This window comes from Oryzomicrobium sp. (assembly GCF_021287045.1).
Classification (GTDB): Bacteria; Pseudomonadota; Gammaproteobacteria; order Burkholderiales; family Rhodocyclaceae; genus Oryzomicrobium.
Genome location: NZ_JAJTBG010000007.1, coordinates 105,602 through 125,787, shown reverse-complemented (window position 1 = coordinate 125,787; position 20,186 = coordinate 105,602). Strand labels below are relative to the sequence as shown.

Annotated in this window: 9 protein-coding genes and 2 CRISPR repeat arrays; of the genes, 2 read left to right on the top strand and 7 right to left on the bottom strand. The window is 62.7% G+C overall.

Features of this window, described 5'->3' with window-relative positions; translation table 11 throughout:
- Positions 1-32: 32 nt before the first annotated feature.
- From LWW89_RS09545 to LWW89_RS09540, 3 genes are all read right to left on the bottom strand, one after another.
- On the bottom strand, positions 33-2,291 hold the full coding sequence (locus LWW89_RS09545; protein ID WP_293263749.1) for a molybdopterin guanine dinucleotide-containing S/N-oxide reductase: 2,259 nt from the start codon (positions 2,289-2,291) through the stop codon (positions 33-35).
- A 185-nt stretch (positions 2,292-2,476) separates the two neighbouring features.
- Positions 2,477-5,987: a CRISPR direct-repeat array (repeat unit 28 nt; unit sequence TTTCTGAGCTGCCTATACGGCAGTGAAG).
- Between the two features lie 131 nt (positions 5,988-6,118).
- A complete protein-coding gene (gene cas6f / locus LWW89_RS17550) occupies positions 6,119-6,361 on the bottom strand; it encodes a type I-F CRISPR-associated endoribonuclease Cas6/Csy4 (RefSeq protein ID WP_365781323.1) in 243 nt (80 codons plus the stop codon).
- A gap of 98 nt (positions 6,362-6,459) precedes the next feature.
- The gene (locus LWW89_RS09540; RefSeq protein ID WP_293263748.1) at positions 6,460-8,145 is read right to left on the bottom strand and encodes an inverse autotransporter beta domain-containing protein; all 1,686 of its coding nucleotides are present in this window, start codon (positions 8,143-8,145) and stop codon (positions 6,460-6,462) included.
- Positions 8,146-8,390: 245 nt separating this feature from the next.
- Between LWW89_RS09540 and LWW89_RS09535 the strand changes: the two genes are divergently transcribed.
- Positions 8,391-9,119: a response regulator transcription factor gene (locus tag LWW89_RS09535; RefSeq protein WP_293263747.1), complete on the top strand. Its 729-nt coding sequence runs from the start codon at positions 8,391-8,393 to the stop codon at positions 9,117-9,119.
- Positions 9,119-11,062: a sensor histidine kinase gene (locus LWW89_RS09530; protein WP_293263746.1), complete on the top strand. Its 1,944-nt coding sequence runs from the start codon at positions 9,119-9,121 to the stop codon at positions 11,060-11,062. Before LWW89_RS09535 ends, LWW89_RS09530 begins: the two co-directional genes overlap by 1 nt.
- 17 nt (positions 11,063-11,079) lie before the next feature.
- Positions 11,080-15,853: a CRISPR direct-repeat array (repeat unit 28 nt; unit sequence TTTCTGAGCTGCCTATACGGCAGTGAAG).
- A 131-nt stretch (positions 15,854-15,984) separates the two neighbouring features.
- Here the strand turns inward: LWW89_RS09530 and cas6f (LWW89_RS09525) are convergent.
- From cas6f (LWW89_RS09525) to csy1, 4 genes are read right to left on the bottom strand one after another with little or no spacing between them, the layout of a single operon-like run.
- A complete protein-coding gene (gene cas6f, locus LWW89_RS09525) occupies positions 15,985-16,548 on the bottom strand; it encodes a type I-F CRISPR-associated endoribonuclease Cas6/Csy4 (protein WP_293263745.1) in 564 nt (187 codons plus the stop codon).
- 10 nt (positions 16,549-16,558) lie between these two features.
- Positions 16,559-17,602, bottom strand: a complete 1,044-nt coding sequence (gene csy3, locus LWW89_RS09520) for a type I-F CRISPR-associated protein Csy3 (RefSeq protein ID WP_293263744.1) — start codon at positions 17,600-17,602, stop codon at positions 16,559-16,561.
- A gap of 2 nt (positions 17,603-17,604) precedes the next feature.
- Positions 17,605-18,735, bottom strand: coding sequence for a type I-F CRISPR-associated protein Csy2 (gene csy2, locus LWW89_RS09515; protein WP_293263743.1), 1,131 nt, complete (start codon positions 18,733-18,735; stop codon positions 17,605-17,607).
- Entirely contained in the window at positions 18,728-20,041 is a 1,314-nt protein-coding gene (gene csy1 / locus LWW89_RS09510) for a type I-F CRISPR-associated protein Csy1 (protein ID WP_293263742.1), read from the bottom strand. The genes csy2 and csy1 overlap by 8 nt, the downstream gene beginning before the upstream one ends.
- Positions 20,042-20,186: the final 145 nt, after the last annotated feature.

Here is a 20,186-nt window from a genome sequence, read left to right as displayed (position 1 = left end):
TCGATCAAATCCATAAATATTTTCCAATTACCTCACGCCGCCGCCACCTCCACCAGGCAACTCATGGCATTGGCGCCCTGGGTCAGGGTCGAGGTGCCGATATCCAGGGTAAGCACGTTGGGGTTGCCGGAGCGCTCCGGGCCGCCCTCCTCCGGGTCCGGGTCGAACCAGGCGCCGGTGGCCATCACCGCCACGCCCGGGGCGATGCCGTCGGAGACGCGCAGCCCGGCCAGGCAGGCGCCCCGGGCGTTGAACACCCGCACCACGTCGCCGTCGCGCAGGCCCCGGTCCGCCGCATCGGTGGGGTGCAGGGACACCGCTTCCCGCCCGGCCACCTTGCCGGCCTGGGCCAGGGGCGCCGGGTCGAGCTGGCTGTGCAGCCGGTCGGCGGGCTGGATGGTGACCAGGTGCAGGGGATGGTCCGGCCCCGCCGCCCCCAGCCATTCCACCGGCGGCACCCAGGCCGGATGCGGGCCGATGTCGGCGCCGCCGTAGCCGGCGATGGTTTCGCTGTAAAGCTCGATCCGTCCGCTCGGGGTGGCCAGGGGATGGGCCGCCGGATCGGCGCGGAAATCGGCGAGGAAGACGAAATCCTCCCGGGGCGCCGGCAGCTCGACGAAGCCCCGTTGCCAGAAGGCGGCGAAATCAGGCCAGTCCAGGGGAACCCCGCCCCGTCGCTGGGCCTCGCCGCAGCGCTCGTAAAGCAGGCGAATCCAGGCCGCCTCGTCGCGCCCCTCGGTGTAGGCGTCCCGGTAGCCGAGGCGTTCGGCCAGGTCGGCGAAGATGGCGTAGTCGTCCCGGGCCTGGTGGCGCGGCGCGATGGCCCGGTGCATGGCGAGCACGTAGCGGTCCCGGGACGAGCCGCCGATGTCGTTGCGTTCCAGGGAGGTGGTGGCCGGCAGCACGATGTCGGCATGGCGCGCCGTGGCGGTCCACCAGATGTCGTGCACGATCACCGTCTCGGGCTTCTGCCAGGCCTGGCGCAGACGGTTCAACTGCTGGTGGTGGTGGAACGGGTTGCCCCCGGCCCAGTGCACCAGGCGCACGTCTGGGTAGGTGGCGCGGCGGCCGGAAAAATCGTAGGCCGCCCCGGGGTTGAGCAGCATGTCGCTGATGCGCGCCACCGGGATCGCCAGCCCGGCCGGGTTGGCGCCCAGGGGCATTTCCGGCCCCGGGGTGAACGAGCGTGGATTGCCCACCCCGTTCATGGAACCGTGGCCGAAGCCGAAACCGCCGCCGGGCAGGCCGATCTGGCCGAGCATGGCGGCCAGGGCGATGACCATCCAGTAGGGCTGCTCGCCCCGGTGGGCCCGCTGCACCGAGTAGGCGCAAGTCAGGTAGCTGCGCGCCCCGCACAACTGGCTGGCCAGCCGGGCAATGCGCTCGGCCGGAATGCCGGTGATCGCCGCCGCCCAGGCCGGGGTCTTGGCGACGCCATCCCCGGCGCCGTCCAGGTAGGCGGCCAGTTGCGGGTAACCGACGCAGTGGCGGGCGAGAAAATCGTCGTCCGCCGCCCCACGCCGCTTCACCTCGTAGGCCAGGGCCAGCATCAGGGCCACGTCGGTGTTGGGGCGGATGGGAATCCACTCAGCGCCGAGAAAGGCCGGGCAATCGTCCCGGGTCGGGCTGATGTTGATGACCCGGGCGCCGCTGGCCGCCAGCTTGCGCAGCCAAGGTTCCAGGGAATGCTCGGCGGCGCCGCCGGAGGACACCTGGGCGTTCTTCACCGCCAGCCCGCCGAAGGCGACGAACACCTCGGTGTGGTCGATGATGCTCGGCCAGGCGGTGACCCGTCCGGTGAGGGGGCTGTAAGTGCCGATGACGTGGGGCAGGAGGAACTGGGCCGAGCCCCAGCTGTAGTTGCCCACCTGGTCCACCGCCCCGCCGCCGGCAAAGTAGAAGCGGCGGATCAGGGAACGGGCATGGTGCAGCCGCCCCGCCGACGACCAGCCGTAGGAGCCGGCGAACAGCCCGGCCGGGCCGTGGGTCTCGCGCACCCGGCGAATCTCGCTGGCCACCAGGTCCAGGGCTTCGTCCCAACCCACCTCGACGAAATCCTCCCGGCCGCGCAGGCTGCGGTCGCTCTTTTCCCGGGCCGCCAGCCAGGAGCGGCGGATGGCCGGACGCCGGATGCGCCGCTCCGAATAGACCATGGGTGCAATCGAATCGAGCAGGGGCGAGGGGTTCGGATCGTGGGCGAAGGGCTCGCAGCGAACCAGGACGCCATCCTCGACGACGGCGGTGAAGGCGCCCCAATGGGCGAGCTGGGGAAAGCGTTGCTGACGCGGCACGGCAGATTATCGAAAGCAGGGCGGCAAGGCCCGGGCGGCCGACTATAGGCAAGGGAACCGCCGCCGGCAATGCAAGGATTCTGCTAAGGATATGCGGCGAAGGCGAGGGGCGCGGTCGGGCGGAAAGACGGTAGCGACAGTGGTGATGTGATTCGGTGGTGCCGATTCCTCACGGTCGAGCTGGATTTCTGAGTTGCCTGTGCGGCAGTGAAGTTAGCCGTCTGCGTCGATGTTGTGCGCGAGCATTTCTGAGCTGCCTATACGGCAGTGAAGGACGGCACGCGCGCGGAGCGTGTGGTACTTGCTTTCTGAGCTGCCTATACGGCAGTGAAGCCGGCGCCGGCGTTCGAAGTGGAGGCGGGCAAGGAAGTTGTACGGTCTACGGCAGTGAAGCCGGCGCCGGCGTTCAAGAAGGAAGCGAAACATTTCTGAGCTGCCTATACGGCAGTGAAGTCCCCGTAGTTGCGGCGGCGTGTGCCGGGTATTTTCTGAGCTGCCTATACGGCAGTGAAGATTCTCAACCGTCGTCCCGCTGGCCAGCCGGATTTCTGAGCTGCCTATACGGCAGTGAAGGAACCCAAGGGTATCGCTGATCTTGGGGACTTTTTCTGAGCTGCCTATACGGCAGTGAAGACATCCTGGGGCTTGTCGGCAGGGACAAGGTTTTTCTGAGCTGCCTATACGGCAGTGAAGCCGGCATGCTTTACGCCGGCAGCCAGCCAACTTTTCTGAGCTGCCTATACGGCAGTGAAGGCCAGGGCACGCCAGGAAAGGCGCAATTCTTCTTTCTGAGCTGCCTATACGGCAGTGAAGGCCGACCAAGCCTTCGAGCAGGCGCGCGGCCATTTCTGAGCTGCCTATACGGCAGTGAAGGGTTGCCCGGGTCCGTGGGTCGAAAGAACTTCGTTTCTGAGCTGCCTATACGGCAGTGAAGATTAAGACGGCCAATCTGATCGGCCCGCCCCTTTTCTGAGCTGCCTATACGGCAGTGAAGATGGACATCGCCGCCCTGGGCGACATCGACGTTTTCTGAGCTGCCTATACGGCAGTGAAGTTCCGGGCATGGAAAGGGTTAGTCAGGGGGTATTTCTGAGCTGCCTATACGGCAGTGAAGGTCCAGCACACCCCATTCGACCATTGCTTCGGGTTTCTGAGCTGCCTATACGGCAGTGAAGTCGGTCGGCGCCGCGAATTGGACGTGCTGCCCTTTCTGAGCTGCCTATACGGCAGTGAAGCCAAGGAACAACTCGACTTGCGACATAGGCTATTTCTGAGCTGCCTATACGGCAGTGAAGTTCGGCGTACACGTAGGTGCCGACGACTTTCATTTCTGAGCTGCCTATACGGCAGTGAAGAGCCCCTGGCGCAGGCCAGGGCGGGGAACGATTTTCTGAGCTGCCTATACGGCAGTGAAGGCACATTCCTCTCGTTCTGCGGCGGCTACTATTTTCTGAGCTGCCTATACGGCAGTGAAGGGCGTCGTCGCTACCGTCGAATTCGTGGTGCATTTCTGAGCTGCCTATACGGCAGTGAAGCTTCCGGGTGTCCAGCTTCTGCCCCTCGACACTTTCTGAGCTGCCTATACGGCAGTGAAGCAGACCCTGGCCGTGGTGGTCCAGCAGGTCCATTTCTGAGCTGCCTATACGGCAGTGAAGATGATGTAGCACTGGCAGCCCCACCCGTTCGGTTTCTGAGCTGCCTATACGGCAGTGAAGGTGAAGCTGTCGACTGACCGCCTGGCCTCCCTTTTCTGAGCTGCCTATACGGCAGTGAAGGACAACACCCAGGACATCCTGGGGTACGCCCTTTTCTGAGCTGCCTATACGGCAGTGAAGGCGCCGGTGGCGGAGGCCGCGCCCTGGTAGCCTTTCTGAGCTGCCTATACGGCAGTGAAGAGATTGCCAATTTGATCATTCAGTCATTTCGATTTCTGAGCTGCCTATACGGCAGTGAAGAGCGCCTCTTCCAACGTGACGTGGTGGGTATCTTTCTGAGCTGCCTATACGGCAGTGAAGGACATCACACCTCGGGATACCGACCTCCTGCTTTTCTGAGCTGCCTATACGGCAGTGAAGATCAGGTGGTAGCTTCCATAGCTGCCGGCAGTTTTCTGAGCTGCCTATACGGCAGTGAAGGAGAGCCCGGCACACGTCAGCAGCCACGAACCTTTCTGAGCTGCCTATACGGCAGTGAAGCGCGTCAAAAGCCTCCGTCCTGATCGCTGGCTTTTCTGAGCTGCCTATACGGCAGTGAAGACCAGATGCAATCGTCCCTTGCATCCGTCAATTTTCTGAGCTGCCTATACGGCAGTGAAGGCTGGCCCTGACCCTGGGCGGCTTTGGCTTCCTTTCTGAGCTGCCTATACGGCAGTGAAGTGGGGTGTGCTGGACGCGCAATGGTTCGGAGTTTTCTGAGCTGCCTATACGGCAGTGAAGCACGGGGACGCCGCTTTCGGGCTTTCCGTCATTTTCTGAGCTGCCTATACGGCAGTGAAGGCCGTTCGCTGGGATGGGCTACACGATGTACCTTTCTGAGCTGCCTATACGGCAGTGAAGCACCAGCAGCGTGCCAGCCTCGAAGTCGCCCGTTTCTGAGCTGCCTATACGGCAGTGAAGATCTTCCCGGACGAACTGAACCGGGACATGACTTTCTGAGCTGCCTATACGGCAGTGAAGCGGTCAGCCCCTGGGGCTGCACGATGGCGGCTTTTCTGAGCTGCCTATACGGCAGTGAAGAGCATATGGACCGCACCACGGGGCGGCTTACCTTTCTGAGCTGCCTATACGGCAGTGAAGTCCAAGCGCTGGTACGCCAAGCTCTACATCAATTTCTGAGCTGCCTATACGGCAGTGAAGTGATCGCTCCATACGTCCTCGGCATCGGTCCCTTTCTGAGCTGCCTATACGGCAGTGAAGCAGAGGCCATTTCGCCGGCCGGGAATTTTCTCTTTCTGAGCTGCCTATACGGCAGTGAAGCTCGTACACTTTCGAGAGATCGGAGTGGTTCGTTTCTGAGCTGCCTATACGGCAGTGAAGTGGCGGCGATTGGGTGCGGGTAAGGCCCGAGTTTTCTGAGCTGCCTATACGGCAGTGAAGGGCAGAAGCTGGACACCCGGAAGCAGTCCGCCTTTCTGAGCTGCCTATACGGCAGTGAAGAGTGGATCGACGAGTGCTGCGTGATCGTACCGTTTCTGAGCTGCCTATACGGCAGTGAAGTTCCACCGTCTCTCCCAGTCCGCCGCCGCCAATTTCTGAGCTGCCTATACGGCAGTGAAGTTCTCTTCAACGACTGATCCGGAACCTGATCTGTTTCTGAGCTGCCTATACGGCAGTGAAGGCAGGCTGGGTGACCTGGTCGTAGATCGGGGCTTTCTGAGCTGCCTATACGGCAGTGAAGTGGCCGGGGGTATATTCCTTGCCATCCGCGTATTTCTGAGCTGCCTATACGGCAGTGAAGCGGAAATGGATATTACGGCTTGCCACTTAAACTTTCTGAGCTGCCTATACGGCAGTGAAGCCGGACCCGGGCGAGTTCTACGCCTTCTGCTCTTTCTGAGCTGCCTATACGGCAGTGAAGGGCTGCTTTCTGCCGCGATTCTCTGCCTAATATTTCTGAGCTGCCTATACGGCAGTGAAGATATTCCCGGACGAACTGAACCGGGACATGACTTTCTGAGCTGCCTATACGGCAGTGAAGTAGCCACAACATTACCCCAACGCTTTGCCTGACAAGGAACTTCAACAGTTTCCCCAGGCTTAACCCAAAAATAACGCCCCTTTTCCAATTCCTTTAAAAACAAGGAGATGGAAAAGGAGCAAGAAAAAGGGTCAGAACCAGGGCAGTGTGGCGGTCGGGCTGAGGCCATAGGCGCTGAAGGCACCCGGGCTGGCGCCGGCCTGGTCGGGCAGGTGCTCGATGAACAGGCGGAACTGCTGACCGGTGCTGGCGCTGCGTAGCGTAGCGTCAGGGCCGAGCCGAGAAGCGCGGGAAGAAGCTGCCGGCGCTGCGTAGCGTAGCGTAGCGTCAGGTAAGGCAAGTCGAGCCGCCTGGCGCTGGCAACGAGCCCGCAATGGGCCGGCAATGGCGTCCCTATTGGGTTTCCAGGCAGGATGGGTATGAACGGCGACAGCGCTGAATCAGCTGTCCCCGTCGTGCCCTGCTACCCCCATCAGGGGCAGCTGTGGGCCACCCCGCCGGCATCCACATAGCCGATCGTCCCGCCGCTACCGCTGCTGCTGCACGAGCCCGCCAGAACGGTGTTGCCGGTGGAACCCGGCAGGGGCGTCGAGCTGCTGATGTGGAGGGCAATCGAGGCACCGACCCCCTGGCCGGACAAGGTATTGCCGCTCACCAGTGCCGTCGAGTTGGTCAGCAGTTGCAACGCAATGCCAGAGCCGCCCCCGACATTGGTGTTGATGGCGGTCAGGCTATTGCCCGTGACGGTGGCGTTGGTGGTGTTGTTCAGCCGCAGGGCGATGGCCGAGGCGACGGGGCTGGTGGCCGTCACCGTGTTGCCGGCAATCACCACACCGCTGACGCCGTTCGCATCGATCCCGTAGACCCATGTGTTGGCACCGTTGGCGGCGGTATTGGCGGCGTTGATGGTCATGCCGCGCAAGGTGCTGCCGCTGGCCATGGTCACCGATGCCTGGGAACCGAGGTTGGGCGGCGACAGGGTCGAGGCCAAGGTGGCCCCTGGTGCGGCCAGGGTGACGCTATGGCCCGAAGGCGTCGTCACCGTCAGGTTACCGAGGCCGATGAGGCTCTGGCCGGGCTTGAGCGCGAGGGGGGCGGTGGTGTCGAACCTGCCGGCCAGCACCACGGTGGAATTGTTGCCCGCTGCATCGAGGGCGTTCTGCAGGTTGGCGCCGGTGGTGGTGGCGCTGTTCACCAGCGTCACCGCCTTGCCATCCAGGGTGACGGCGTTGCTGGCCGTGGCGGCATCCACCGACTCCATTTGGGTCGAGACGCGACGCTGGGTCACCACATCGACGTCGCGCACCACCGGCGCCACCATGCGCCGCGCCTGGGCCGAGAGTGGGCTGCGCGCCTCGTCGGCCTTGCCCAGGGGAATGCGCAGGCGGACGGAGAAGAACTGCTGGCTGCCCCGGGCATGGTCGTGCTGGGCCTCGGCACTGACAAAGAGTGCCGTGCCGCGCCCGAACCAGCCCAGGTCCTCGAAGGCCAGCTCGGCCCGGGCCCGGGGGCCTTCGACGGTGATGCCGGCCATGCTGAAATGGTAGCCGCCGGCATAAACGCGCAATTGGCGGCGCGCTTCCGAATCGAAGATCGGCAAGCGCCAGCCGGCTTCGGCGTCGAAGCCCTGCAAGGAGTGCTCTTCCCGGTTGGTGGTCGTCACCTGGACCGTGCTGCCGGACAGCGCTGCCGTGCTGGTGCTGCCCAGATCGTGGGTCTGGGTGCCGACCGGCACGTAGGCATTGGCACGCAGGTCGACGTCCCGGCCCAGGGCTTCGACGCCCAGGGTCGTCTGGTTGTAGTAGTAGCCGGTGTCCGAGGAACGGCGCCGGTCGAAGTAGCCGTAAGTCCCCAGGTTCCAGCCGTTCTCCAGCATGTGCCGCACACCCAGGCCGAGGTTGCCTTCACGGCCGCTCTCGCTGTCGAAACGGGTACGCACGTTGGCGAAGTAGAGGGTGCGGGCGTCCTGTGCGATGGGCAGGAAGAAGTCCGCCTCGCCGATATTGCGCTTGTTGCCGAGCTTGCCCTCGAAGTCCAGGTGAGGCAGCCACTGGGCGGCGCCGTCCTGGGCGGTGGCTGCCATGGCAAAGGCCGCCAGGCACAGGCTCACGGCAGGACGGGCGGTGGAATCGAAAATGGCGCGGCAGAGCAATGACATAGCGTTATCTTCCTTATCGTCCGGAGGGGTCAGCAGGCCCCGGCGGCCACCCTATCCAATTGATGACGTTTGTATGCGTTGCCCGGCGTTTCCATGTATTGGAGGCGTTTGACCAAAACCACGAGATGTTACGGGCTGTCCGGGCCAACATTCCAATTGATTTCTGTCAGATGCTGTCAAAATCTGGCCATATCGCGGCAGGCCGCTAAACTTGGCCGGTTCTCCATTCTTTTATGCCGGTTCAGATGAAGCCGTCCCCTCCCCCTTCCCTCGTCGCCGTAGTCGAGGACGACCCCGGGTTGTGCGCTGATCTGGTGGAGTTTTTGCAATTGCGCGGCATGACCGCCCGCGGCTTCGGGAGCGCCGAGGACTTCTTCCAGGTCTGGCCCTTGGTGCATTTCGACCTGCTGTTGCTGGATATCGCCCTGCCCGGCGCCAGCGGCCTGGAAGTGGTGCGCCGCGTGCGCGCCCAGGACACCGCCGGCATCGTGATACTGACGGCCCTGGACGCCGCCGCCGACCAGGTGACCGGGTTGTGGGCGGGGGCGGACGCCTATCTCTCGAAGCGCAGCCCCCTGGAGGTGATAGAGGCCACCTGCCTCAGCGTGCTGCGCCGGCTGAACATGGCAGGTACGGCGCAGCCAGCCGCCGGGCAGGCTGACGAGGCGAACCGCTGGCATCTGCGCGAACGGCAGTGGTCCCTGGAAACCCCCAACGGCCTCATCGTTCCCTTGACCCACACCGAGCGCATCTTTCTTACCACCCTGTTCGACCGGCCCGGCGAGGTGGTGGAACGGGAGAGGCTGCTGGCCGCCCTGGGCAAGCAGGATACCCTCTCGAACCTGCGCAACCTAGACAATGCCGCGAGCCGGCTGCGGCGCAAGGTCCAGCAGGCCTGCGGCATCGAATTTCCCGTGCGTCCGAGTTACGGCCAGGGCTACACCTTCATCGGCGACTGCGAGGTCAGCGCGTGATGCGGCGCCTGCTTGCGGCCATCGTGCTGATCGTGCTGATCGTGATGGCCGGGGCAAGCCAGGCCGCCCCCCTGGTGCTAACGGCGGATACGCGGCATGCCTCCCTGGAAGGCCGGCTGGAGCATTTTGCCGATGCCGCCAATGCCCTGTCCTTCGAGGCGGTTCGCCAACAGCGCTTCACCCTCCTCCCCGAATTCCGCAGCCTGGGCTACGACACGGCCGCCCACTGGTTCCGTTTCGAACTCAGCAACCAGGCCTCGGCCGCGCCTGCGCGCTGGGTGCTGACCATCGGCATTCCCGAGCTGGAGGAAGTAGACATCTGGGTGGAAAAACCGGAGGGAGGCTTTGCACAGTACGCCCTCGGCTATCACCGGCCTTACGGGGATCGCCCGTACCAGACCCGCCTGTTCGCCGTGCCCGTCGACGCCTCCGGGCACACCGACGTCTATTTCCGCGTGCGCACGCACAACGCCATCAACGTCACCGCCGAACTCTGGCAGCCCGGCGTTTTCGTCGCCAACGAAACCCGCAGCAATTTTCACGGCGGGTTGTACTTCGGCATCCTGCTGATCGCAGTGCTGCTCTATTCGATACTCGGCGCGTGGCTTCGCGACGTCGTCATGGCCGCCTATGCCGGCTATATCGCCTCCCAGGTGCTGTTCAACCTGGGCGTCACCGGCTACCTGCCGGTGCTGTTCGCCCTCGACGCGCCCTGGCTCGTCGATGTGTTCCCGCGCATCGGCTGGCTGGGCGGGGCGATCGCCATCGTGCTCATGTGGAGCCGGCTGCTGGAGCTGAAACAGGCCTATCCGCGCATCCACCGCCTGTATCGGTTCACCATCGTCCTCAACCTCGCCCTGCTGCCCTTCGCGCTGATGCCCTTTCTGGTGACCTCGGCGCTGCTGGTGGTCGTGAAGCTGGCGAATTACCTGAACAGCCTCAATTTCCTCATCGGCATGGCCCTGGTGCTGATCGCCTGGTGGCGCACCCGCCGGGTCGAACTGATGGTGTATTTCGTCGCCTTCATCATTCCGGCGCTGGGCACCGGGGTGAACACCGCCGCCAACCTGGGGATGCTGCCCCAGAACGTGGTGGCCCTCTACCAGATGGCCCCCCTGGTTCATGTGCTGGTGATGAGTTGCGGCCTGGCGCTGCGCCTGCGCCAGGTGCCGCGTGACAAGGCCATGGCCGAGCAGAAGGCCACCCTCGCCACGCAACGGACCGAGGAACAGCGGCGCTTCGTCGCCATGCTCTCCCACGAATTCCGCAATCCCCTCGCCGCCATCGACCGTTCGGCCCAGATGATCGGGATCAAGACGCCGGAACTGGCGGCCGGAGAAAGCCGGCGCCTGGCGCAGATACGCGGCAACGTCGCCACCCTTTCCGGGCTGGTGGACAACTTCCTGCTGACGGAAGCCCTCGACCACGGCGGCTTGGCCCTCTCCCGCACGCATTGCCCCATCCGCCCCCTGCTCGAAGAGGCGGTGCGCATGCTGGGCGAGGATGCCGGCAAGCGGGTCGTGCTGACGGTCGAACCCTCCGACGCAGCGTTTAGCCTCGACCCCACCCTGCTGGGCATGGCCGTGGGCAATCTGATGGACAACGCCCTGCGCTATTCGCCACCCGACACCGCCGTGGAAATCGCGGCAACAGTAAGCGCCGGAGAACTGCGCATCAGGATCGCCGACCGGGGCCCATCCCTGAACGACGAGGATTTGGCGATGCTGGGAACCCCCTACTACCGCGCCGACTCGTCGCTGGGCAAGAAAGGCAGCGGCTTGGGCTACTACTTCGCCAGACGCATCGTCGAAGCCCATGGCGGCAACTTGCAGGCCAGCGCCGGGGATGGTGGCGGGATGGTGGTGGAGATCGGGCTTCGTGGTACGGCAAAACTACACACAGCGACAGGTCCGCAAGAACGACTGTGCGATGTGGTGCATTGAGTTGTTTATTTTTTCGGCTTATTAGCTGCCTGTACGGCAGTGAAGTCCACCACCAGGCCGGTGCGGTCGGGCGACCTTTTCTGAGCTGCCTATACGGCAGTGAAGGCGGATTGGCGTACTAGGTTTCGGCTCTCGCTTTTCTGAGCTGCCTATACGGCAGTGAAGGACCTTGCCGGCGCGGCGGCCGACCGTGGCATTTTCTGAGCTGCCTATACGGCAGTGAAGCACGATCCGGATGCGGCTTTCGGATTGCGGCTTTTCTGAGCTGCCTATACGGCGGTGAAGGCGGGACAGGCTCTTGATGGCCAGCTTGCCCATTTCTGAGCTGCCTATACGGCAGTGAAGAAGGAAGTTATTGCGCAAGTGCTTGATTCATTTTTCTGAGCTGCCTATACGGCAGTGAAGGGTCTTGGGGCTGGACTGCTGGGCGGTATCTTTTTCTGAGCTGCCTATACGGCAGTGAAGTCGTCCGGTTCGCCGTCCGGCAGCTTGGACTTTTTCTGAGCTGCCTATACGGCAGTGAAGGGAGAGCGGTGACGTGTTCGCCGCGCTGCCCATTTCTGAGCTGCCTATACGGCAGTGAAGCGTAGAGGCGGATCATGGCCTTGCTCCTTGATTTTCTGAGCTGCCTATACGGCAGTGAAGGGTTCTTCTCAGCAGGCTTGGGAGGCGGTGCATTTCTGAGCGGCCTATACGGCAGTGAAGATTGTCGTCCAGGGTCAGCCGGATGCGCATCGGTTTCTGAGCTGCCTATACGGCAGTGAAGAAGGACACTTCGTGGCGCACGATTCCGTTGTCTTTCTGAGCTGCCTATACGGCAGTGAAGCGGGCGGAAGTTCAAGTCCCAGATCGACCACTTTTCTGAGCTGCCTATACGGCAGTGAAGCATGCCGTTACGGCGTAACGGTCACTCCCGTTTTTCTGAGCTGCCTATACGGCAGTGAAGGATGGCCATTGGCACGGCCTCGCGTTCGGTACTTTCTGAGCTGCCTATACGGCAGTGAAGTTCAGCTGTCAGTTGCATGGCTTTTCCTAGGTTTTCTGAGCTGCCTATACGGCAGTGAAGAACAAGGACTATCTGCCGAACACGAACAAGATTTTCTGAGCTGCCTATACGGCAGTGAAGGAGGATTTGCTGCTCGCCCGCGGCGCTGTCGATTTCTGAGCTGCCTATACGGCAGTGAAGCAACTGGACTCAGGGCGGCCCGATCATCGAGCTTTCTGAGCTGCCTATACGGCAGTGAAGGTATGCCCCGGCCTCGATCCAGAACTGAAAGATTTCTGAGCTGCCTATACGGCAGTGAAGCCAATAGGGCATCGCCTGGTTCCACGCGAACATTTCTGAGCTGCCTATACGGCAGTGAAGGCCCGGCGTCTCCGTGGCCGTGGTTTCGGACTTTTCTGAGCTGCCTATACGGCAGTGAAGCTGAAAGAATCCGGGGCGGGGGTCTTGATGATTTTCTGAGCTGCCTATACGGCAGTGAAGGAGCAGGGACGAATCCCACTCGACCTCGGGGTTTTCTGAGCTGCCTATACGGCAGTGAAGCTTCCCCGTGCCGGCAAGAGCTACGCCTCAATTTTCTGAGCTGCCTATACGGCAGTGAAGGGGAGGGTCTATAGGAAGGAAAGGTTTCAGCCTTTCTGAGCTGCCTATACGGCAGTGAAGGCCGCCTTGCCTGACGCCCGCCGGATGCGCCTTTTCTGAGCTGCCTATACGGCAGTGAAGCCAGCGCTCCGTCGGGATCGGCGTCTTTCCCTTTTCTGAGCTGCCTATACGGCAGTGAAGCACCAGCCACCCCAGGGCCTTCAAGTCGTTCTTTTCTGAGCTGCCTATACGGCAGTGAAGCGAGCGATACCATAGAAAAGGAATTCGGAACCTTTCTGAGCTGCCTATACGGCAGTGAAGATCGTCGGATCAATGATCGACCATTGCTCTTCTTTCTGAGCTGCCTATACGGCAGTGAAGAACCTATCTGGAAGGCATCATCGCCAGCATCATTTTCTGAGCTGCCTATACGGCAGTGAAGCTCAAGCCCCGCCTCTTTCTGGGTTTCGGCAATTTCTGAGCTGCCTATACGGCAGTGAAGCGGGTTCGGGGTTTCATTGTTTTATTCCAGTTTTTCTGAGCTGCCTATACGGCAGTGAAGGATACAAACCCACGGCCAAAGCCTGAATTTAATTTCTGAGCTGCCTATACGGCAGTGAAGACAACTGCTCCGCCATCGTTAAGACAGGCGGTTTTCTGAGCTGCCTATACGGCAGTGAAGATGGCCTGCCGCTTTGATGATTGCCGCTGCCATTTCTGAGCTGCCTATACGGCAGTGAAGAAAACAGACCAGCGGGCGGCCAGCGGCTCCGTTTTCTGAGCTGCCTATACGGCAGTGAAGGCGAAACAGGTCAACGCCAGGATGGCGGCGACTTTCTGAGCTGCCTATACGGCAGTGAAGGGGGCTATTCAGGGCGCATTGTGGCTGCCGATTTTCTGAGCTGCCTATACGGCAGTGAAGGGTTGGCGCTGGCGTTGTTGCGGCCAAGACATTTTCTGAGCTGCCTATACGGCAGTGAAGGACGGCACGCGCGCGGAGCGCGCCGGTCTTGCTTTCTGAGCTGCCTATACGGCAGTGAAGCCTGCTCCCCAGCGACAACGACGACGCCACCTTTTCTGAGCTGCCTATACGGCAGTGAAGTTCAAGCTCATCGAAACACTTGTGCAGGTACTTTTTCTGAGCTGCCTATACGGCAGTGAAGCGGTATGAAAAAACGCAGCACAGCGCGTTTGTTTTCTGAGCTGCCTATACGGCAGTGAAGAACGCGCCGCTGGTCAGTTCTGCGAAGCGGTTTTTCTGAGCTGCCTATACGGCAGTGAAGCTTGGCCACGGCCTCCTGCAGGTCGTTGAGCATTTCTGAGCTGCCTATACGGCAGTGAAGTTCCGTCACATTGGAAGCCTCAAAGGCTTTCATTTCTGAGCTGCCTATACGGCAGTGAAGGTCATGGAGCTGGGCTTCACCGCCGCCGAATTTTTCTGAGCTGCCTATACGGCAGTGAAGTTCTTCACAGCCTCCAGGTCCAGGTTGCCTTTTTTCTGAGCTGCCTATACGGCAGTGAAGTTGTTCGGCCAGTGCGGCGCTATCTTCTTCCATTTCTGAGCTGCCTATACGGCAGTGAAGGTGGCGCACGATTCCGTTGTCGGCGCAGTACTGTTTCTGAGCTGCCTATACGGCAGTGAAGCGCTCTGCTCAAATTTTGAGCAAAAGGGCGTTTTCTGAGCTGCCTATACGGCAGTGAAGGGAAATCGACGGACAGCCCTGGTTCGCCGGGACTTTCTGAGCTGCCTATACGGCAGTGAAGTGTCCAGCAGTTCCTCGGACACAAGTCCTACATTTCTGAGCTGCCTATACGGCAGTGAAGCAGGGCCAGACCGTCGATTTCACCGCCGAAGATTTCTGAGCTGCCTATACGGCAGTGAAGGTCCATTGTCCAATGCAAGCCAATGCTCTTTATTTCTGAGCTGCCTATACGGCAGTGAAGAAGTCAAGAAGGATTGGAGCTTTTCGCCAAGTTTTCTGAGCTGCCTATACGGCAGTGAAGGGAACAAGCCGAAGACCGTTACCGGACCAGATTTTCTGAGCTGCCTATACGGCAGTGAAGCTGGGCCTCGGCATGCAGCGCCGCGGCCTGCATTTCTGAGCTGCCTATACGGCAGTGAAGCGCCCTATGACCCCCGCAGAACTGATTGACCATTTCTGAGCTGCCTATACGGCAGTGAAGATATGTGATCGGAAGGGATCAGGCCACCACCCTTTCTGAGCTGCCTATACGGCAGTGAAGGGGAGTTTTGGCGGACTTTTCTCTTGCGTGCCATTTCTGAGCTGCCTATACGGCAGTGAAGTCAATGGTCCACCCCAGCTTCGGCGAGGCCAGTTTCTGAGCTGCCTATACGGCAGTGAAGAAATTCCGCTTCACCTCGAAGTTGCGCCTGGCTTTCTGAGCTGCCTATACGGCAGTGAAGCGGGTGGCGTGCATTGTCTGTGCCTCGAATCATTTCTGAGCTGCCTATACGGCAGTGAAGTTCTTCATGCGGTTCGTCGAGCCACTCAAGTGCTTTCTGAGCTGCCTATACGGCAGTGAAGCTAAATACAACGAGGGGAATCTGGCCGGTGAATTTCTGAGCTGCCTATACGGCAGTGAAGAACGCCAGGATGCCGGCGACGGTTCCCTTCCTTTTCTGAGCTGCCTATACGGCAGTGAAGGTGGCCCTGCTGGGCGCGGCGTGGAACATCAATTTCTGAGCTGCCTATACGGCAGTGAAGTTGTTCAGCATGTCAATATGACTTTTGGCATATTTCTGAGCTGCCTATACGGCAGTGAAGGGTTCAATGCCCAGCTTCCCCGGCGAGTACCATTTCTGAGCTGCCTATACGGCAGTGAAGAATTCGTCCGAAGAGGCGGTGGTGGCGTAGTGTTTCTGAGCTGCCTATACGGCAGTGAAGTCCCTTCCAAGATTTCGCCTTCCAGGTCACCATTTCTGAGCTGCCTATACGGCAGTGAAGATCAGGAGTGTTGCAAATATCTGATTCACTTATTTCTGAGCTGCCTATACGGCAGTGAAGCCGAAAGGGGCCGCCGAAGATGAGCACGAAGATTTCTGAGCTGCCTATACGGCAGTGAAGCTGCCCGCAGGCCCCGGCGGTAGGTTCCGTTTTTTCTGAGCTGCCTATACGGCAGTGAAGCTGCTGTTCCGCAAGCCCCTGGTGGGCACCGTTTTCTGAGCTGCCTATACGGCAGTGAAGTAGCCACAACATTACCCCAGCCCCTTGCCTGGCAAGGAACTCCAACATTTTCTCCTGGCTTGACCCAAAAATAACGCCCCTTCTCCACTTCCTTTAAAAACAAGGAGATGGCAAAGGGGCGAGAAAAAGGGTTAGAACCAGGGCAGTGTGGCGGTCGGGCTGAGGCCGTAGGCGCTGAAGGCGCCCGGGCTGGCGCCGGCCTGGTCAGGCAGGTGCTCGATGAACAGGCGGAACTGCTGGCCGGTGCTGGCGCTGCGCAGCGTCAGGTAAGGCAGGTCGAGCCGCCTGGCGCTGGCATCGGGAATGGCCTGGGCGGCTTCGGCCTCACCGATGCCCTTGCGCCGCATCAGCCGCCGCCGCAGGCGCTCCGGGCTGCTTTTGGCCTGGACCCGGCGGACGAGGCAGTGCCCGGCCCCCGGGGGAATCGGGGCAACCTGCCCCACCGCCAGGTGATCGGCCATGCCGGCCAGCCAGCCGCTGCCCAGGAAGGCCGACAACTCGCCGGCACCGCCGTGCAGCCGCAGGCAGCCCCCCAGACTGGGGCGCCGGGCATCCACCTCGGGGAAACTGATGCCAATGCGCCCTTCGCCATGGGCCACCAAACCACGGTGGAACTTGGCGAACAGGGCATTCATCAGCAACGGCTGGGGGAATTCCGGGTCGGGCAAAAGACGGAGGTCGACATAGGCGTCCATGGCGCGGGCCTCATTCCTTGTCGCTGTCGCCGAACACGCCGCCCCGGATCAGGGTGGCCATGACGAAGTGCCGGCCACCTTCGTCCGGCACCTGGTCCTTGAGCACCCAGCCGTCGAGCAGAGTGTAGAAGTCCCCCTTGCGCGGCTGCCGGTAGGCCTTGCCCTGGCTGGTGACGGAGCCGTAGGGCTCGACCGCGATGGGGCCCAGGCCATCGCCGTCCTCGTCCGGGTACCAGGTGTCGACGGTGCGCAGGGCATTGCCGACCTTCTGGCTGTGCAGGGCGGCCACCTCGTTCACCGCGTACAGCACCTTGCTCTTCTGGCCGCGCTTGTCGCCCTTGTCCAGCACCAGCTCCTGGGAGGGATAGACCTCCTGGCCGTCGCCGACCCGGGCGTAGGCCACCACTTCGAGCAGAACGTGGTCCCGGCCCGCCAGGCCCTGGGCGATGGTGCTGGCCAACTGCGCCAAGTCCTTGGCCGAAGCGGCCGGCACGTCGAAGTTGCGCAGGCTGAAGGCCATGGCGTCGAAACGCCAGGTGTGACTGGCCTCGCCGCCCACCAGATGGCGCACCACGACCTCGACCTGTTCGGCACCGACCCGGTTGCGCCACAGGAAGCGGCCATTGGCCAGGTTGATGGCGTAGCGGCGCGCCAACTCGGCAAAGCCGATCTCGTCCACGTAGCTTTGCACCGTGGCTTGCAGCTTGGTTCGGTAGGCGGCGTTGTTGCAGGCCGACGGCTGGCCGGCGCCGCCCAGCACGCGCAAGGTGAAGCGCACGCGCAGGGTGTCGGCGTCGTTGGGCAGGGCCGCCACGTCCACCGTTTGCAGGTTGGGGTTTTCGATGGCGGCGTCGAGCTTGGCGGCGTCGGCCCCCTTGGTCTTGAGCCGGTTCGAGATGGTGCCGCGCACGGATTTTTCGCGCAGGGCGACGGCCGACCACTGCCCGTCGGCGGTGCGATCCGCCCAGCGGCCGGCGGCAAACAGCGCGTCGGAAGGGTCGAGCTTGCGTTCAAAGGCGAGGACGGAGGCGGTGGTGAGTTCGTTCTTGGCCATGGTCAGGCTCCTTGCATGGTGGTTTCGCCGGCGCCGGCGAGGGTATCGACGTGATCAACGTAATGGTTGGTGCAGCGGTACAACCCGGCGAGCGGATCGGCGGTGCTGTGCCACAACAATTGCTCCAGGCAGCCGAGGCGGTGCGGCCCGAGCCACTGCCCAAGCGAATAGAGGCTTTCGACGAAGCGCAGCGGGGTGGCATCGTCCCGGGCGCCGCCGACCTCGCCCGGCCCGTGGAGCGGCGACAGACCCGCGTAGCCGACCGGCAGAGGCACCAGCCAGCCGGGCCGTCTCTCAACGTCCCAAGCGACCTTGGTGGCCTCTTTGGTGGCGTCCTTGGTAACCTCTTTAACCGCCTGCGGCCCGGGGCCGGCAGCAGCTTCACCCTCGGCCACCGGAACCGGCGGGGCCGTCTCCACGGGCGGAACGGGCGCATGGTTGAGGCCGCTGAGGTGGAGCAAGGCATCGAGCAGACCGGCTCCGGGCGCCTCGGCCTGCAACGCCGCCAGCCGTTCGGCCAGCAGGTCGGGGCGATGGACCAAGGCGAAGCCCGGCAAGAGCCGGCGGCGCAACCTGGCAAAGGCGCGGCACTGCTCGTTCCGGGATTCGGGCCAATCCAGCCAGTGTGCCTGCCACCTCGGCTTGGCGGGCAGGATGCTGCCCCCGGCCAGGCGCATGCCCAGGGCGGCCTGGCCCGCCGCTTCGGCAAACATCTGGCCTTCGAGGGCTTCGATGAAGCCGTGCTGCCGCACCCCGAGGACCAGGCTCACCTCCAGGTGGGCCTTGCCCTCCTCGACAATGGCGGGCGGCGTGCCATCAGCGACGAACTTGGCCGCATCGCGCTTGAGGTACACCGGATTGCGGCTCTGGGTGAACACCAGATGCCGGCGGCGGTTTGGGGTGAACACCTGGGGATCGAAGCCGTGGCAGACGATGCCCACGCCTTCGAACGCCACGCCGTGACTTGCCGCCAGCCGCCGTTCGAGGGCATGGGCGAAGCCGAGAAAGGCGCTGGGCGCGGGAAAGCCCCAGGTCAGGGGCCCGGAAACGGCATTGGCGTTCTGCACCCGCAACCGGGGCAGGAGCAGCACGCCGACCGGACCGGAGGGGCGGAAAGGGTTGCGGTCATTCATCGCCCAGGTTCTCCTTCAGCAGGTTCAGCTCCCGGTCCAGCACCCGCCGCCATTCCAGGGCCTCGTCGTCGCCAAAGCCGGTCTTGTCGGTTTGCAGCCGGCCATTCAGCCATGCGGCGAAGCGGCGGCACACCTCGTCCTTCCACGCCCCACCGAGGTAATGGGCCTGGCTGGCTTCGTCATCGCGGTGGTGCAGTGGATCGAGCCAGCATTGCTCGTCCAAGTTGAGCCGGCAGCCTTCGCCGACGCTCCAGCCCGGTTCCAGGGTGCGCAGTTCGGCGGCCATTTGCAGAACCTGATCGACCAGGTCCGCCACCAGTTGCTCCCGGGTGGCGCGAATGCGGACATTGCTGGGGGCATTGCGCACGCTGACCAGGAAATCGCGCAGAACCACGGCCAGCCGCCGGACTTCGGGCCGTGCGCCGAACTGGCGCCGGGCCATGAAGACCGTGTCGCAACCCAGGGGCGGCTTCACCTCCGCCGATTTCCACACGGGCGGCAGGGACGGCAGCAGGTAGTTCTCGCCCCGGCGCTCGCTGTTGAGTTGGCTGATGTTCTGGGGTTTGGAACCGCCGAAGCTCTGGATGGCCAGCCGGGGATAGTCCCGGAACCCCCGCTCGCTGTGCTTGCCGGCGCGCCGGGCCTCCCGGGCTGCCTTGGCGCCGTCGGAGAACAGGTCGTCGTTGATGCGCCGGTAGGCCGCATGGGCCAGTGACGACGAGAACAGCGGGGCCAGCAGATGGTATTGCCCCTCCCCCACCGGCCAGTAGATCTGCCGGGCCAGCTTGTGGGAGGCGGGCCGCCCGCGGGAACGGCCCAGGCCGGCAAAAGCCGACAGCCATTCACCGGCCTGGGCCGGGTCGTCGGAAAGGGCCGCAGCCAGGGCCGGGTCGCCGGCCTCGGCGCGCTCCAGCAATGTGCGGCCATCCACCTTCAGGCGCAGGAACTTGTAGACGTCGAGGGCCGCCGCGTTGCCGACCACGTCCGGCGCCCAGTCGTCGCCCAGAGTATGGGTGCCGAGTTCCAGCGGCGGCGCCGCCGGATTGCCCCGGCTGGCCAGGCTCGACCCATCCGCCGAGGGGTGGGTGAACTTGACGGCGTGGGACACCAGTTGAATCTGCCCCACCCGGCGCACCGCATCGGCCAGCCACGCGGCCGGGCGATGCTCGTCGATGAGCCGCTGCCGGGTCTCGTCATCCCCGGCCTTGAGCTTGTCCAGCTTGGGCTGGAGGCGATCCTGCAAAAAATCGATGATGGCTCGCTGAATGCGCGCCACATCGTCCATAACCGTTACGGTCGAAGCCACTATGTACTCCTTCCTAGTAGGGGGACGGTAGGGATAAAATCGGCCCCGGAGCAAAAGCTCCGGGGCCGGCTTTCAGGCTATTAAGGTTGGGTACGTGCTAGACACCAGTTCCTCCCTTTCTGCCGCATCTGGCCCTGCGGCTTGG